The sequence below is a fragment of the Embleya sp. NPDC005575 genome, from assembly GCF_040605455.1.
In the GTDB taxonomy this organism is placed as follows: Bacteria; Actinomycetota; Actinomycetes; order Streptomycetales; family Streptomycetaceae; genus Embleya.
The window spans coordinates 1-14,765 of record NZ_JBEXCV010000189.1 but is presented as its reverse complement, the minus strand read 5'-3'; the positions used below and the strand labels follow the sequence as shown (position 1 = coordinate 14,765).

General features: G+C 72.0%; 16 protein-coding genes and 2 pseudogenes. 6 read left to right on the top strand and 12 right to left on the bottom strand.

Annotation, left to right across the window (positions count from 1 at the left end):
* Positions 1–409: pseudogene (locus ABZS54_RS37515) on the bottom strand (hypothetical protein); the annotation flags it as partial.
* A 296-nt stretch (positions 410–705) separates the two neighbouring features.
* Entirely contained in the window at positions 706–1,332 is a 627-nt protein-coding gene (cyaB, locus tag ABZS54_RS37510) for a class IV adenylate cyclase (protein WP_355546463.1), read from the bottom strand.
* Between the two features lie 781 nt (positions 1,333–2,113).
* Here cyaB and ABZS54_RS37505 point away from each other — a divergent pair.
* Positions 2,114–2,278 (top strand): hypothetical protein, encoded by a 165-nt coding sequence (locus ABZS54_RS37505; protein WP_355546461.1) that lies wholly within the window; start codon positions 2,114–2,116, stop codon positions 2,276–2,278.
* Positions 2,279–2,670: 392 nt separating this feature from the next.
* On the opposite strand, the gene ABZS54_RS37500 is transcribed toward ABZS54_RS37505, so the two are convergent.
* The 9 genes and pseudogenes from ABZS54_RS37500 to ABZS54_RS37460 form a co-directional block, all read right to left on the bottom strand.
* Positions 2,671–3,123 (bottom strand): NUDIX domain-containing protein, encoded by a 453-nt coding sequence (locus ABZS54_RS37500; RefSeq protein ID WP_355546459.1) that lies wholly within the window; start codon positions 3,121–3,123, stop codon positions 2,671–2,673.
* Between the two features lie 3 nt (positions 3,124–3,126).
* The gene (locus ABZS54_RS37495) at positions 3,127–3,456 is read right to left on the bottom strand and encodes a hypothetical protein (protein WP_355546457.1); all 330 of its coding nucleotides are present in this window, start codon (positions 3,454–3,456) and stop codon (positions 3,127–3,129) included.
* Between the two features lie 378 nt (positions 3,457–3,834).
* Positions 3,835–4,689, bottom strand: a pseudogene (locus ABZS54_RS37490) (asparagine synthase-related protein); the annotation flags it as partial.
* A 422-nt stretch (positions 4,690–5,111) separates the two neighbouring features.
* Positions 5,112–5,789, bottom strand: coding sequence for a DUF305 domain-containing protein (locus ABZS54_RS37485; protein WP_355546455.1), 678 nt, complete (start codon positions 5,787–5,789; stop codon positions 5,112–5,114).
* A 104-nt stretch (positions 5,790–5,893) separates the two neighbouring features.
* The gene (locus tag ABZS54_RS37480) at positions 5,894–6,355 is read right to left on the bottom strand and encodes a DUF6153 family protein (RefSeq protein ID WP_355546467.1); all 462 of its coding nucleotides are present in this window, start codon (positions 6,353–6,355) and stop codon (positions 5,894–5,896) included.
* A gap of 141 nt (positions 6,356–6,496) precedes the next feature.
* Positions 6,497–8,842, bottom strand: a complete 2,346-nt coding sequence (locus ABZS54_RS37475; protein WP_355546453.1) for a heavy metal translocating P-type ATPase — start codon at positions 8,840–8,842, stop codon at positions 6,497–6,499.
* Positions 8,843–8,989: 147 nt separating this feature from the next.
* Positions 8,990–9,997, bottom strand: a complete 1,008-nt coding sequence (locus tag ABZS54_RS37470; protein ID WP_355546451.1) for a hypothetical protein — start codon at positions 9,995–9,997, stop codon at positions 8,990–8,992.
* 113 nt (positions 9,998–10,110) lie between these two features.
* The gene (locus ABZS54_RS37465) at positions 10,111–10,389 is read right to left on the bottom strand and encodes a copper ion binding protein (RefSeq protein ID WP_355546449.1); all 279 of its coding nucleotides are present in this window, start codon (positions 10,387–10,389) and stop codon (positions 10,111–10,113) included.
* Between the two features lie 144 nt (positions 10,390–10,533).
* Positions 10,534–10,815 carry a metal-sensitive transcriptional regulator gene (locus ABZS54_RS37460; protein WP_355546447.1) on the bottom strand — a complete coding sequence of 94 codons (282 nt, stop codon included), beginning with the start codon at positions 10,813–10,815 and terminating at the stop codon, positions 10,534–10,536.
* Between the two features lie 99 nt (positions 10,816–10,914).
* Here ABZS54_RS37460 and ABZS54_RS37455 point away from each other — a divergent pair, with 99 nt between their 5' ends.
* From ABZS54_RS37455 to ABZS54_RS37440, 4 genes are all read left to right on the top strand, one after another.
* Positions 10,915–12,360 carry an MFS transporter gene (locus ABZS54_RS37455; RefSeq protein ID WP_355546445.1) on the top strand — a complete coding sequence of 482 codons (1,446 nt, stop codon included), beginning with the start codon at positions 10,915–10,917 and terminating at the stop codon, positions 12,358–12,360.
* Positions 12,361–12,450: 90 nt separating this feature from the next.
* Positions 12,451–12,726, top strand: a complete 276-nt coding sequence (locus ABZS54_RS37450) for a glutaredoxin family protein (RefSeq protein WP_355546443.1) — start codon at positions 12,451–12,453, stop codon at positions 12,724–12,726.
* Positions 12,723–12,884, top strand: coding sequence for a hypothetical protein (locus ABZS54_RS37445; protein WP_355546441.1), 162 nt, complete (start codon positions 12,723–12,725; stop codon positions 12,882–12,884). The genes ABZS54_RS37450 and ABZS54_RS37445 overlap by 4 nt, the downstream gene beginning before the upstream one ends.
* Before the next feature lie 245 nt (positions 12,885–13,129).
* Positions 13,130–13,825 carry a DUF4396 domain-containing protein gene (locus ABZS54_RS37440; RefSeq protein WP_355546439.1) on the top strand — a complete coding sequence of 232 codons (696 nt, stop codon included), beginning with the start codon at positions 13,130–13,132 and terminating at the stop codon, positions 13,823–13,825.
* A gap of 416 nt (positions 13,826–14,241) precedes the next feature.
* Here the strand turns inward: ABZS54_RS37440 and ABZS54_RS37435 are convergent, their stop codons facing one another.
* On the bottom strand, positions 14,242–14,565 hold the full coding sequence (locus tag ABZS54_RS37435) for a methyltransferase domain-containing protein (protein ID WP_355546465.1): 324 nt from the start codon (positions 14,563–14,565) through the stop codon (positions 14,242–14,244).
* Between ABZS54_RS37435 and ABZS54_RS37430 the strand changes: the two genes are divergently transcribed.
* A partial coding sequence (locus tag ABZS54_RS37430; RefSeq protein ID WP_355546469.1) for a hypothetical protein occupies positions 14,543–14,765 on the top strand: 223 nt, incomplete at its 3' end. The genes ABZS54_RS37435 and ABZS54_RS37430 overlap by 23 nt on opposite strands.

Below are 14,765 nucleotides of genomic sequence, written 5' to 3'. Positions count from 1 at the left end.
GGGTCGGCGGCGCGGCCACGGGAGCGGTCGGCTCGCGCAGCTCGGGCAGCAGCGGCGACGAGGGGCGCGGCAGCACCGGCGGCGCGGGCGCGAGTGTGGGAGCGGGTGCGGGTTCCGCCGTGGCCCGGCCGGCCACGGACACCTCGATGGGCCCGTCCAGGCCGACCGCGGTGAGCGGCGGGGACAGGGCCAACAGGCCGCTGTCGACCAGGTCGCCGGCGATGCTCATCGCGCTGCGCGAGCCGATCGTGCGTCCGTTGGGTCCGGCGAGGCCGGCGACCTCGCGAATGGTGATGCGCTCCCCCGCCGCGGCGGCCGCGGCGAACAACGCGAACACCCGCAACTCCACCGGGGCCATGCGGTTCACATCCATCGAGCCGACCCTGGCGGCACGCGTCTTCAGAGGCATGCCCACCTGTCTACCGCACCGAGCCCGGCCCCGAAGCCCCATTCGACCCCAACACCCGAAAGGACTAACCGAACAAGCCACAAACGACCCGGAAACCGAGCCGATCACCTCGATTCCTTGACCGGTTGCGCCCACCCCGACCAGGGCCCGCCCCTTCCGGCCGCCCGCCGACCCGTCCCCACAGGCGGCCGAACCCCCGCACCGACCCCCCGCCTTGCCCCCGCGGCCTCCTCCGGTCACCCGCGGGTCACGAGCCGGACTCGCATTCGCACTCGGTCCCGGGCTCGGCCCCGGGCTCAGCCTCGGCCCGAACCCCGGGCTTCCGGCTGGATTCCGGTCCCGCCCTCCGGCTCCGTCCCGACCCCCGCCCTGCGCGCCGCCACCGCATCCGTGTACGTCTCGTTCGTCAGCGCCTCGCGCGGCACCCCGAGGTCGGCAAGCACCGTCCGCACCACCTCCAGCGCCGCAGTCACCTGACCCTCGTCCGCCACCAGGGTCTCGACCTCGACGAATGTTTCGCCGAGCTCCGGTACTTCCACCAGAGACGCGAACAGACGCCGACCGCCCCGCTCGAACACGTAGTTCCGACACCGCTTCTCGAACCGGATCGTCGGCACGAACCCGAGCCCCCGCAACACCGCATCCGCACCGGCGGCGTCCTCGACGCGCGTCTCGTGCTCGGGCTTCGACCCCGACACCGCCTCGACCCGCGCACCCTTGTACGTCAGCACGGACACCGTCGCATCCGCGCCCCGAACCGTCCTGATCCGCAACTCCCGATCAGAACGCGCCAACGCCCGATCCGCGTCGTCGTAATAGGTGTCCACATACACCTCGTCCGGCCCACCACCCCCGAGCCGCTCCAGCGCACCGCGCAGGCCCACGACATCACCCACCGAAGCCTTCAACTCCGCCTCGATCACAACCCGCCCTCCACCCACACCCACCGAACCGCCAACCGATCCGCATCCGCCACCCACCCCCGAAACCAACGACACCACACCCCCGGGGGCCGCCGTGACCGGCGGCTTCCGGATCGAGTGGCTCGGTTGAGGTGCTGTCGAGCTTCGGGTTGGGTTCTCGCACCGCGTCGCCGGTCGCCCTCACCTCGACGCACACGGCGGTCGGCGTGGTGGCCACGGACCGCCGACCGCTCATCCGCCCCGGAGGCGCGCGTGTCCGAACGTGATGGTGGCAACGCGCGTGCTCGCGACACGGCACCGAACCACCGTGTGGAGAACCCCGCCCACGATTCCGCCGCCAGCCGCCGCCACGGGTCCGAGGTGGCCGCTTCGGAGCCGGGCGCAGCCGTGGTCGATCGGATGTCCCCCATGGGGGACATCGCGCTCCCCGCCGCCGCCGGCCGCCGCCACAGCATCGAAACGGCAGAGCCAGCCATCCCGGAATCCGCCGCCACGACCGGTGGACTGCCGCCTGCGGAATCCGCCAGCCATGGCGGCGGCGATCCTGGACAGCCTCACCCGCCACTTTCCTTCGTGCCGGACATCGCCACGTCATCCGCCGCCACGACCGAATCAATGTCCCCCATGGGGGACACCATCCACGAACAACCGCCAGCCGCCGGCCATGACACGGCCGTCGATGGGGGTCAACCCGGCGAGGCCGGTCGGCATGCGGTTCCCGGCGGCTCGAACCTCGCCAGACTCGGAAGCGGTCACCGATGCGGCGCGCACAGACCGAAGGGTGCTCCAGATCGTGGCCATGATCATGGAGACGCCCGACGACGAACCACGGCTGACGGGAGCGGAGGTCGGAAGGCGTCTCTCCGTCAGTGAGCGAACCGGTCTGAGGTTGCTCACGTCCGCCAAGGCCGAGTTGGACGAGCGGGAAGCACTGGCTCTCGTGTAGCCGAGGGCGGGCAGTGTTCGCGGCTTCGCCGCGAGCCGCCTGGGGGCGGCGACGCGACCTTCGGCCGCGGCCGGGGCGCGCCCGACCCAGCAACTCCGGTTGATCCTCAACTTCCTGAATCGCCCGACGTCGCCTCTCGGTCGGGTCGTACTCGGGCTAGCGTGACCCGCGCGCATAAACCCGGCGGTGCCACCCGGACCCGGCACCGCCGGGTCCGGGTTCCTGGGCCGGGTCGGTCGTACCGCGAGGCTCCGTGGTCGCGGACACCCCCGGCCGACCTTCTGCTCGATACGGCCTACGACCGCAGCGGTGACGGGCCGGCGATCGCCGACCCCGGACCCGCGCCGATGCGCCGGGTCATGACCGATCGAGGATGAATCGCTGCTCGACGCTCAGTCCCTGGGGGCCGGCCATCCGTGCATCGTGATGTCGGTGTCTCCTTCGAGGTAGCCGAGGAGCCCGGCCGCCGGGTAGGGGATCAGGTCCTCCGGCAGGTCGTGAACGGTGAACCACGCGAGGCGGATGCACTTGTCCGGCTCGCGGTTGGCGGGTTCGCCTTCCCAGCGGGTGGCCTCGAAGAAGAATCCGATCCGGTCGGGGGCGCCGTCGCCCTGGTGGTGGTGGACGGTGTGGACGAGGCGGAGATGGTCGGGGTCGACCACCACGCCGGTTTCCTCGTGGGCCTCGCGGACAGTGGCCGCGGTGAGGGGTTCTCCGGGGTCGAGCTTGCCGGAGGGGGCGTGCCACAGGCCGTGGCCGTAGGACCCGGCTCGCTGGGACAGGAGGATCTTGTCGCCGTCGCGCAGGATCAGGTGCACGTCGATGACGGGACTGCTGGGGGTCATGGGCTATCCGGGTTCGGTGGTGGCGCTTCGGGTGCGTGGGACGGTAGCCCAGTCGAGGCCCGCAACGCGCAGGATCGCGTCTGCGGCACCCTCGGGGGTGACGGTGGTCGCGTCCACCCGCAGGACCCGCACGGCCGTGGATTCGAGGATGGGGATCGCCTGTTCGTACAGGTCCAGTTCCCGCCGGACGTTGTCGGGGTCGTCTTCGAAGCGGTGGTGTGCGCCGCGGGCGGTCAGGCGGCGGGTGATGGTGTCGGCTGACGCGGTCAGGACGACCGCGAGGTCGGGCGGGTCGACGTGCGCGTTGATGGCGCGGATGAAGTTGGTGGGCACGCCGTCCAGGCGCTGGAGGACCAGGCTGGACGCGAGGTAGCGGTCGCGCGGGCGAGCGCCGTCTCGGCCTGGTCGCAGTCGCCTCCCTGGGCCAGGACGCGCAGGGCGACGACCGCGCTGGGGTTGAGGGTCCACACGTTGCCCCCGGGGCCGAGGAGGGTGCCGGAGCCGTCTGTGGGGTCGGTCAGGAGTCGTGTGCCCGGGGCCAGGGTGGCGGTCATGGTGTGGCTTGCCTTTCTGGTTGCAGGGTCAAGGGGCGGCCTTCGGCGGTGCGGACCCACAGTTCGGCGGCGAGCGTGAGGTTGACCAGGACGTCGTCGACGCCGTTGTCGGCGCTCGGCCAGGCGGCGAGGTGTTCGGCCAGGACGCCGGGGCCGATCAGGCCGTGGTCCGCGAGCGCGGATTCGCGGCCCAGAAGTGCGGCGATCGTGGCGTGGTGAGTCCTGGCCGCTCGGTGGGCGTCGGTGTCGTATCCGCCTTGGTGCGTCGGGCCAGGTTCGCGGCGGGGACGATGCCGCGCATTGCGATGGTCAGCAACGGCTTGGGAGCGAACGGGCTGGTGCGGTCTTCGGCACGCACCGCGAGCGCGGCGTCGATCACGGCTCGGTCCGCGTAGGGATAGGCCATGACGACGCCGAACCCGAGTGCGGCGTCGGCTTGCAGCCTGTTGAGTCGGGCGATTGCCCGTACGGCGGCCATGGCGCCGTGCTGATGCGGGCGATCGTGGACCGGACCACGCGTCATGCCTCGCTCGACCTGGTGGAGAAGGGATCGGCGGGCCGTTGGAGTGAGCCATGGCGGAGTCCACCGACCGCTTTCCCACGTCGGTCCTTCCGCGCCGGCCGGCCATCCGCCCAGCCATGAGGCGTGGGATCCGGGGGATGTCCCCTGCGCGCGGATCGCCCCCCGTGTGGTGCCGCGCAGCGCCGCCCAGCCGCGTGCGTGGCGCCGTGCCGTGATCGGTGATCGGCGCGCGGCCGCGGACAGATACGACAGCGGCGCGAGAAGTGCTTCGTCGCCACCTTTCCCGGACATCAGGACGTTCGCGCCCTCCGCGCGTACGCGTCGCCACAGATGCGCGGCCCGCAAGGGGCTCGCGGCAGAGGGGCCGACCGCGTCCAGGGCGAAGGGGCGGTCCAAGCCGTCGAAGAGGCCTGGGACCTCACCCAGTTCCAGCACGACGTGGCGTGCCCCGGGCTGTGCGCGGTGGGCGAGACGCGCCCAGTCGAGGTCGTCGTTGCCGGGGTAGCAGGGCTACCCGTCCGACGAGCCGTTCGACCTGGTCTTCCAGGCCACGGGCATCCTCCACATCGCTCCCGCGGTGGCCACCGCCGTCCTTCTGGCCCGCCTGCTCTCGGCCCGCCGGTCCACGGCCGCCGCCGCAGCCACGAGCGGGGCCGATGGGCGTTCGACGGACCATTCGTAGCCGGCGCCATTCCAGGCATGGCCGGCCGGGCCGGGTACCGGCGGCGTCGGCGGATCAGCGGTGGCACCACATCGGTCGGCCAAGTCTGGGAAACCACCCCTGCGTGCAGCGGTCGCGGCCGGACGGCGGGCGCACCTTCACGCTCGGGCCGGACGGTCCCACTCCGGCGCTTTTGGCCGGGGCACCCGGTCCGCCGTCGCGCCGTCGCGCGACGGCGGACCGGGGTGGTTCAGTGGTCCATGCCGGGCATCGACGGCATGGACGGCGTGGAGCCCGGCTTGGCGCCGAGGAGTTGCCGCATGTGCTGGACCTCCGCGGCCTGTGAGGTCTTGATCTGTTCGGCGAGTTTGCGGGCGTCGGGGTTGGTGCCCTTGGCGAGTTCGGTCTCGGCCATGGTGATCGCGCCGTTGTGGTGGGCGATCATCATGGTGAGGAACTGCCTGTCGAACTCGGCGCCGGTGGATGCCTTGAACCTGGTCATGTCGGCGTCCGACATCATGCCGTCTCCGTGGCTCATTCCGCCGGGCGCGGCGGTGGGCTTGCCCCAGCCGGCGAGCCAGCCCTTCATCTGCGCGATCTCGGGGGCCTGAGCCTGCTCGATCGCGGCGGCGAGCTTCTTCACCTCGGGATTGGCCGCTTTGGCGGGGGCTTCCTTGGCCATCTCGACGGCCTGCTCATGGTGGGGGATCATCATCTGCGCGAACATCGCGTCCGCGTCGTTGAACACGCCCGCCGACGTGGGGGCGGGGGTACCCGGCGCGGCCGGGGGGTTCGCCGGGGCCGACGCCGACGGCTTGTCCATGGTGTCCATGTCGTGGCCCTTGTCGTCGCTGCCGCAGGCGGCGAGGATCAGCGCGCCGGTCGCGGCGGCGGTGGTCAGGGCGAGGGCGCGGGAAAGTCGCTTCATGGTGCTTCTCCTGGGAATGCGCGGGTCCGCTCCGACGGAGGGGACCCGAAGACGCGTTACGGGGCGCGAGGTCGCGTGCCGGGGCCCGCGACGGGGGCGCCGGCCTATATGCGCAGCACTCGCAGGAGAGCGAGGTCGGGTGGTCGCGGTGGAGGCAGACCCAGGTTGAGATGTGCCCACCGCGCCTGCGTCCGAAGGACGCGGTGGTCGCGCCGGCGGCGCAGCGCGAGCAGGGCGACGGCGCTTGCGAGGGCGCCGATTCCCGCGACGAGGACCGCCACGCAGATCGAGGCCGGATCCGTCCCGTGCTCGGAGCCGTGGTCGTTGCGCGGGTCGCCGCAGCCCCGGGGCGGACAGTCCTCGTGATGGGCGGGCGCCGCCGGTTCGTGCATCGAGGATGCGGGCGCCCCCGTGGGCGTCGGCGAGGCCGCGGCGGATGCTTCACCGGGGTGACCGAGGGTGTGCATGCCGATCACGCCGACCGTCAGCAGGAGCAGCAGCACCAGTCGGGTGAGCACGGCGCCGGAAAGGCGCCCGTCATGCGGGGTGTGGACGGTGGTTCCCATGTTCACGTGTCCCACCTCCCGATGGCTCTCCCGGTCCGATCCTTGGGTTCCAGATTAGGTGGCCACGTCCCTCGACATGTCTCGGCACGGCCGGATGGCCCCGCCGATTGTTTCGACGGGGCCATCCGGTGCGGTGCTGATTCAGGCGTTTGCCTCGGCGAGGGCGGGCTCGGGGCGTGGGGTGATCGAGGTGGGAGGGGTTTCGTCGGCGAGTGCCTTGAAGCCGCGCAGGCGAAGGCTGTTGCTGATGACGAAGACCGAACTGAAGGCCATCGCGGCGCCGGCGAGCATGGGGTTGAGGAGTCCGGAGGCGGCGAGGGGGAGGGCGGCGACGTTGTAGGCGAACGCCCAGAACAGGTTCGACTTGATGGTGGCCAGGGTCTTGCGGGACAGGCGGATCGCGTCGGCCGCGGCGCGCAGGTCGCCGCGGACCAGGGTGAGGTCGGAGGCCTCGATGGCGACGTCGGTGCCGGTGCCCATCGCCAGGCCCAGGTCGGCCTTCGCGAGGGCGGCGGCGTCGTTGACGCCGTCGCCGACCATGGCGACGATCTTGCCTTCGGCCTGGAGGCGGGTGACGACGTCGACCTTGTCCTTGGGCATGACCTCGGCGAAAACGTGCTCGGGTGCGATGCCGACCTGTTGGGCGACGGTGTTCGCGACGGTGGTGTTGTCGCCGGTGAGCAGGATCGGGGTGAGGCCGAGTTCGCGGAAGCGGCGGATTGCCTCGGCGCTGGTGGGCTTGACCGCGTCGGCGACGACCAGGACGGCGCGGGCCTTGCCGTCCCAGGCGACCGCGACGGCGGTGCGGCCGAGCGCCTCGGCGTCGGCCATGGCGCGCTCCAGTTCGATGGGCAGGTCCAGGGCCCATTCGGTGAGCAGGCGGGTGCGGCCGACCAGGACGGCGTGTCCTTCGACGATGCCCTGGACGCCGAGCCCCTCGACGTTGGCGAAGTCCTCGGGGTCGGGCAGGTCGCCGACGCGTTCGCCGGCGCCCTTGGCGACGGCCTGGGCGATGGGGTGTTCGGAGGCGTTCTCCAGGGCGCCGGCCAGGCGCAGTACCTGGTCGGTGTTCTCGCCGTCGGCGAGGTGGGTCTCCAGCAGGGTCATGCGGCCGGTGGTGACGGTGCCGGTCTTGTCCAGGACGATCGTGTCGACGCGGCGGGTGGATTCGAGGACTTCGGGGCCCTTGATCAGGATGCCGAGTTGGGCGCCGCGGCCGGTGCCGACCATAAGGGCGGTGGGGGTGGCCAGGCCCAGGGCGCACGGGCAGGCGATGATCAGGACGGCCACGGCGGCGGTGAAGGCGCCTGCGATGCCCTGTCCGGTGCCCCACCAGAAGCCGAGGGTGGCGGCGGCCAGTGCGATGACGATGGGCACGAAGATGCCGGAGACCTTGTCGGCGAGGCGTTGGACCTGGGCCTTGCCGTTCTGGGCGTCCTCGACCAGGCGGGCCATCTGGGCGAGTTGGGTGTCGGCGCCGATGCGGGTGGCGCGGACGACGAGTCGGCCGCCTGCGTTGACGGTGGCGCCGGTGACGGTGTCGCCGGGGCGGACCTCGACGGGGACGGATTCACCGGTGAGCATGGAGGCGTCCACGGCGGAGGCGCCCTGGTCGATGACGCCGTCGGTGGCGATCTTCTCGCCGGGGCGGACCACGAACAGGTCGCCGACGGCGAGTTGTTCGACCGGGATGCGCTCCTCGCGGCCCTCCCGCAGGACGGCGACGTCGCGGGCGCCGAGTTCGAGCAGGGCCTTGAGCGCGGCGCCGGAGCGGCGCTTGGCACGGGCCTCGAAGTAGCGGCCGGCGAGGATGAAGGTGGTGACGCCGGCGGCGGCTTCGAGGTAGATGTTGCCCGCGCCGTCGCTGCGTTCGATGGCGAAGGAGAACGCGTGGGTCATTCCGGGCATGCCGGCGGTACCCCAGAACAGCGCGTACACCGACCACGCGAGCGCGGCGAGGGTGCCCATCGACACGAGCGTGTCCATGGTCGAGGTGCCGTGCCGCAGGTTGGTCCACGCGGCCTTGTGGAACGGCCACGCGCCGTACACGACGACCGGCCAGGCCAGCGCGAGGGAGAGCCACTGCCAATTGGTGAACTGCAGGGCCGGCACCATCGCCATCGCGATCACCGGCACGGTCAGCACGGCCGAGATCAGCAGCCGGTCGCGCAGGGCACGGACCCGACCCCCGTCCGGGTCCGCGCCGGGCACCGCCTCGTCGGACGATCCGGCGGCTTCGGGCGGGGCGGGGAGTTCGGCGGTGTATCCGGCGGCCTCGACCTGGGCGACGAGATCGGTCGGCGCGATGTCGCCGGCGTAGATGACCTTGGCCTTCTCGGTGGCGTAGTTGACCGTCGCGGTCACGCCGTCGAGCTTGTTGAGCCGCTTCTCGATGCGCATCGCGCACGAGGCGCAGGTCATGCCGCCGATCGACAACTCGATCTGCCCGGTGTCCTGCGGCGCCGAGGTCTCGGTGCTCGAACTCATCGCCCTCTCCTTCTCGTGTCGTGGTGCGGTGTGGCCGTCGCGGGCCCGGGGCGGTGGCGGCCGGTGCAGGCCCGCGATCACACCCCAATCATACCCCCAGGGGGTACCCGGGCCAAGTGTGCGGGTCTTCTCCGGGGTGGAAGGGGTCTAGTGGGCGTGCTTGCCGTGTCCCGGATCGGCGGGCGGCGCGACGGGCGTCGTCGCAGGTGCCGCGGGTGCCCCGGGGGTGGTGACGGCGACGGTGAACTCGGCGGTGCGCACGGTGCCCTCGTGTCGGAAGTCGAGGTAGAGGCGGTAGTTCCCGGCGCTGGGGGCCTGGGCGTGGAAGGCGATGCCGGGGCCTGCGGGGGTCTTGCCGTCGCCGGGTGCGCCCTGGGGGTGGACGTGCAGGTAGGCGAGGTCGCCCTGGCGCAACGCGACCAGGTGGCCGAAGGCGCCGAGGTAGGGCTGGAGGTCGGTGACGGAACGGCCGTCCTTGCTCACGTTCAGGGTGAGCAGGCCGGATTTTCCGGCGGCAAGGTCGCCGTCGAGGGTGACGGTGTAGCCGTCGACGGTCGCGGTCCGTGCCGGTGCGGGCAGCGGGGCCGGTTCGTAACCGCCGGCGACGAAGACGTCCGCGCCCAGGGTGAGCGGGCCGGCCGGGTCGCCGGTGGGGGCGAAGTCCGCGAACACGCGGTAGGCGCCGGCACTCGCGAACGTCAGCGGGACGCTCCACGTGCCGTCCGCGCCGAGGACCGGGTGCACGTGCCGAAATCCGGACAGGTCGCGGCGGGCGACGATCAGGTGCAGGTCCTTGTCGTGGGCGCGGTCGTAGCGCGTCCACGGGTTGCCGTCGGGGCCCAGCACGCGGAACCGGAAATCCGTCGCGACGCCGACCGGGAGCGGATCGCCGGCCGGGGCGAGGGTGTACCCGCGCTCGGAGACCTGAAGGCCGCCCGGTGATTCCGCCGCGGCCGGGGGCACGGACGTGGGTGGTGCGACGTCGTGGTCGCCGCCGTGGGCGGGATCGGTGGTCGCGGTCTTGCCGCCGTGCTTGTCGTGGGCGGGCTCGGGGTCGGAGCCGACCGGGCCGACGGCGTGGCCCACGCCGAACGCGGCCCCGAAGGCGAGGAGGACGCCGGCACCGAAAGCGCCGACCTTGGTGACCGTGTTCATCGCTGATGCTCCTGGTCTCGTTTCGCTGTCACGGTTGCCGGTGCCCGGCCCTCGTCACGAGGGGAAGAGGGGTTGCGGCGCCCCCGGGGCGGGGGCGCCGATGCCTCGGGGTGTCAGTGGCAGGTGCCGCAGCAGCTCGCGCCCGCCGAGGGCTCCTCGGCGGCCGGGGCGACGACCTCGTAGCCCGCCTCGTCGACCGCGGCGGTCACCGCGGCGTCGTCGATGGGCCTGTCGGCGGTGACGGTGACCTTGCCTGCCGCGAGGTCGACCTCGACCGCGGTGACGCCGTCGATCTTGCCGACCTCGCCCTTGACCGACGAGACGCAGTGGCCACAGGTCATGCCCTTGACGGTGTAGGTCGAGACGGCGGCGGTGGAAGTGGTCGTGCTCATGGCGAAGCCTCCTGGTTCCCGGACCGCTCGGCGTGCGGCCCGTTCGGCGAGTACGTCGTCAAACATACCCCCCATGGGTATGCAGTCAAGTCGGGGAGGCCGATTTATTTTCCGTCGGCGGCCCCCCGGCGCGGCGAACTCCCCTCAGGAGCGCACCAGTCGGGCGATGGCGTCGGCCGCCTCCTTGACCTTCGCGTCCCCTTCGGCGCCGCCCCGGCCGGCGGCCTCGGCCACGCAATGACCCAGGTGATCCGTCAACAGCACCAGCGCGACCGCCTGGAGCGCCTTGGTGGCGGCGGAGACCTGGGTGAGCACGTCGATGCAGTAGGCGTCGGCGTCCACCATCCGGTGCAGGCCCCTGACCTGGCCTTCCACCCGCTTGAGGCGGGCGAGGTAGGCGTCCTTGTCGCTGTCGTAACCGGTCATCTCCCGGCCTCCTTCATCTCGGACTGTTGCAGACAGTACCCCCCTAGGGTATGTTCCTCAACGCCTGCATACCCCCCTCCCCTATCCGGAGTGATCGAGATGTCCCAGACCCAGGCCCCACCGAACCCGCGCCGCTGGACGGCGCTCGCACTGATCGCGCTGGCCCAGTTCATGGTCATCATGGACACGTCGATCATCGGCGTGGCCCTGCCGGAGATGCAGGGTGACCTGGGCTTCTCCCAGGAGGACCTGTCCTGGGTCTTCAACGCCTACGTCGTCGCGTTCGGCGGCCTGCTGCTGCTCGGCGGACGCCTGTCCGACCTGTTCGGCGCCAAGCGCATGTTCTCCGCCGGCTGGGCGATCCTCGGCGTCGGATCGATCGCCGCGGGCGCCGCCAACGAGGTCTGGATCGAACTCGTCGGCCGCGCCGTACAGGGCGCCGGCGCCGCGCTGATCGCGCCGTCCGCCCTCACCCTGCTGATGATGCTGTTCGGCAACAACCCGAAGGAACTGACCAAGGCGTTCGCCCTCTACGGCGCCGCGGCCCCGGCCGGCGGCACAGCGGGCGTGTTCCTCGGCGGCCTGATCACCGAATACGCCAGCTGGCCCTGGGTCTTCTACATCAACCTGCCCGTGGTCGTCCTCGCCCTGGTCGCCACCCCGTCCCTCATGCCGGCCGCGCCCGCCCGACGCGGCTCGATCGACTGGCTCGGCGCGACCCTGGTCACCGGCGGACTCGCCGCCGCCGTCTACGCCGTCGTCCGCGCCCCGGAAACCGGCTGGGGCTCCGCCGAGACCCTGCTCGTCCTGGCCGGCGGCATCGTCCTGATCGCGCTGTTCCTGCTGGTGCAGTCGAAGAAGTCCGAACCGCTGATGCCGCTGCGGATCCTGCGCACCCCCAACCTCGGCGCCGCCAACCTCGCCCAGTTGCTGATGGCCGCCGCGTGGGTGCCGATGTGGTTCTTCCTCAACCTCTACCTCCAGCAGGTCCTCGGCCTGGGCGCCTTCGCCTCCGGCTCCGCGCTGCTGCCGATGACCGTCGCCATCATGGTCATGATGATCACCGTCGCACCGCGCCTGATCGCCAAGTTCGGCCCGAAGACGCTGACCGTCGCCGGCCTCGCCGGCCTCGCGGGCGGCATGCTGTGGCTGTCCTTCGTCCGCGCCGACGGCAACTTCTGGGTCGACGTCCTGCCCGCCTCGCTCCTGGCCGCGATCGGCATGGCACTCGCCTTCATCCCCTCCCTCGGCACCGCCATCTCCAGCGCCCGCCCCGAGGAAGGCGGCCTCGCCTCCGGCATCGTCAACACCAGCTACCAGATCGGCTCCGCCCTCGGCCTCGCCGCCATGACCGCCGTCGCCGCCGCCAAGGGCGCCCAGGAAATGGGCAACCCCGACGCGCTCACCAACGGCTTCTCCGCCGCGTTCCTCGGCGCCGCCGCCATCGCCGCCGCCGGCGCCCTGCTCGCCGCCGTCACCCTGCGCACCAACCCCGCCCCGACCACCGACGGCGCCACCGACCGCGAGACCGCGAAGGCCGGCTGAACTCGCCCGCGGCACCGCCCCGTCCACCCCTGTGCCGCCAACCGCATCCCCGGTCGGCGGCACAGGCCGATCAGAGCCGGGAGCACCACCATGGAGGAGATCCGGATGTACGGCACGTCATGGTGCCCCACCGTCGCCGAGATCCGCGCACTGCTCGACGAACGCGGCATCCCCTACCACTACTTCGACATCGACGAGGACAAAACGGCCCGCAAGACCGTCTACCGCCTCCAATGCGGCGGACGCCGCGTCCCTACCCTCACCCTCCCCGACGGCACCCTCATCATCGAACCCGCACCCCACGACCTCACCGCACTCCTCGACACCCGCGAAGAACCGAACCAGAAGCAGAACGGCACACCGTGAACGAACCCGCGACCCCGCCCGCCGACCTGCTGCGCCGCGCGCTGCGTCACCCCGCCGCCAAATGCGCGGCGTCCTGCCTCCTCCACGCCGCCCTGCGGCGCCTGACCGCAGGCACACCGTCGCACAAGCAACCGCGACCCGACCCGACCACACGGTGAGATCCGCGGCGGCCCGCCACTCCTCGCACCCCGCCGACCCCGGCCGCCCCCACGGACACGCCCCGGCCGCCCCCTACGAACGCGGCGCGACCGGGGCCATCCGCCCGAAGGGGACGAGCAGCCGAAGTCCCGGGAATACGGGCCCCCGGACGCTCTTGACGATCATGGTCGATCCCCCATAGCTTTCTCGCCGTCAGAAAATACCCATACCGGGTATCCCGCTCAGGCGGACACGGGGGGACAGCATGGGCAACCCGATGCACGAACACCACGATCACGGCCACACCCACGCCGGGCACGACGGCCATCACGGCGCACACGAAGCACACGAACCATCCGGCCAGGCGGCACCGGACGCACACGAAGGCCACCACACGAACGCCGGTCCTCACGAGCAACACGCCGCCGGCGGACCTGCCGACCACTCCCGGCACGGAAACCACACCGAACACGATCACTCGGGGCACGACGACCACTCCGGGCACCACGGCGGGCACGACCACGGGCCGGCGACGTGGAAGATGTCGGCCCTCGCGACCGCCCACTGCCTGACCGGCTGCGCCATCGGGGAAATCCTCGGCCTCGCCATCGGCACCGCCCTCGGCTGGGGCAACATGGAGACGATCGTGGCGGCCGTCGCACTCGCCTTCCTCTTCGGCTACGGCCTGACGCTGTTCGGCATCCGCAAGGCCGGCCTCTCGTTCGGCGCGATGATCAAGGTGGCCCTGGCCGCCGATACGGTCTCCATCATCGTCATGGAGATCATCGACAACGCCTTCATGATGCTCTACCCCGGCGCCATGGACGCCGGCCTCGGCGACGGCCTGTTCTGGGGCACCCTCGCCGCCGCCTTCGCCCTCGCGTTCGCCGTCACCACCCCCGTCAACAAGGCGCTCATCTCCGCAGGCAAGGGCCACGCCGTCGTGCACGGCATGCACTGACCCGCCCCGCCCCATCCCGCCCCGCCGACCTGCGACTCACGGACGCGGGCGCTCCCCACCCGCCACAGACCCGGGTCGCGGTGCGAACCCCCATCGAGTCCGACTGGCGCGGCAGGCACGGCCGGCGCAGCACGAGCGGGCCGGGCACCCGCCCCACGCCACCAACGCGGCGGCCCATGACACACCGAGCGCCTCGCGGTCGCACGACCGCGCCCCACGCGTACGGGCGATCGGCGACGAGGTCATCGCGCACACGGCGGCGGGACGGCATACGCCGCAGCCTCCACGCCGCTCGCCGTCTCCGATGTGGTGATCGCGGCAACTCGCTCCGCCGAGAGGTTCGGGACCCGTGCAGGCGTACCCCCGGGACCGGCCGGCCGACCCCGGCGTCGAGGCCGTCCGGCCCGCAGACGCGGTCAGCGGGCGCGGCGCAGGGCCGCCCAAGTGCCCCACCCGGCGTCCGCCTCAACGGCGTCCCAGGCACCGGGCAGAGCCGCGGCGACGTCGGCGGTAGTCAGGTGCAGCGGACCGTCGGTCCCGAGCTGGTTCACCCACAGCAGCACCCCGTCCGGTGCGAGCACGCGGGCGGTCTCGGCGGGAAACAGCAGCATGTCGACCGCCGCGACGACCGTTACCGAAGCGTCGGCCAGCGGCAGTGCGGCGGCGTCCGCGCACACCCGCACCGGGGAACGCTCCGCGGCCCGGCGCAGCATCGCCATGGACACGTCCACGCTCACCACCGGCGCGAACACCCCGGCCAGGAGCGGAGTGAACAGCCCCGTCCCCGACCCCAGTTCCAGGCACGGGCCGGCCCGGAACGGGCCGCCGCGGGTCAGCGCGTCGCGCGACGACCCGCTGCGCGACGCGAGTCAGGTCGCCCCGAGCTGGTCGACGTGGTCACCCGAACCGAGGCGGTCGTTCGAGACGGCCTGGCCGGCCT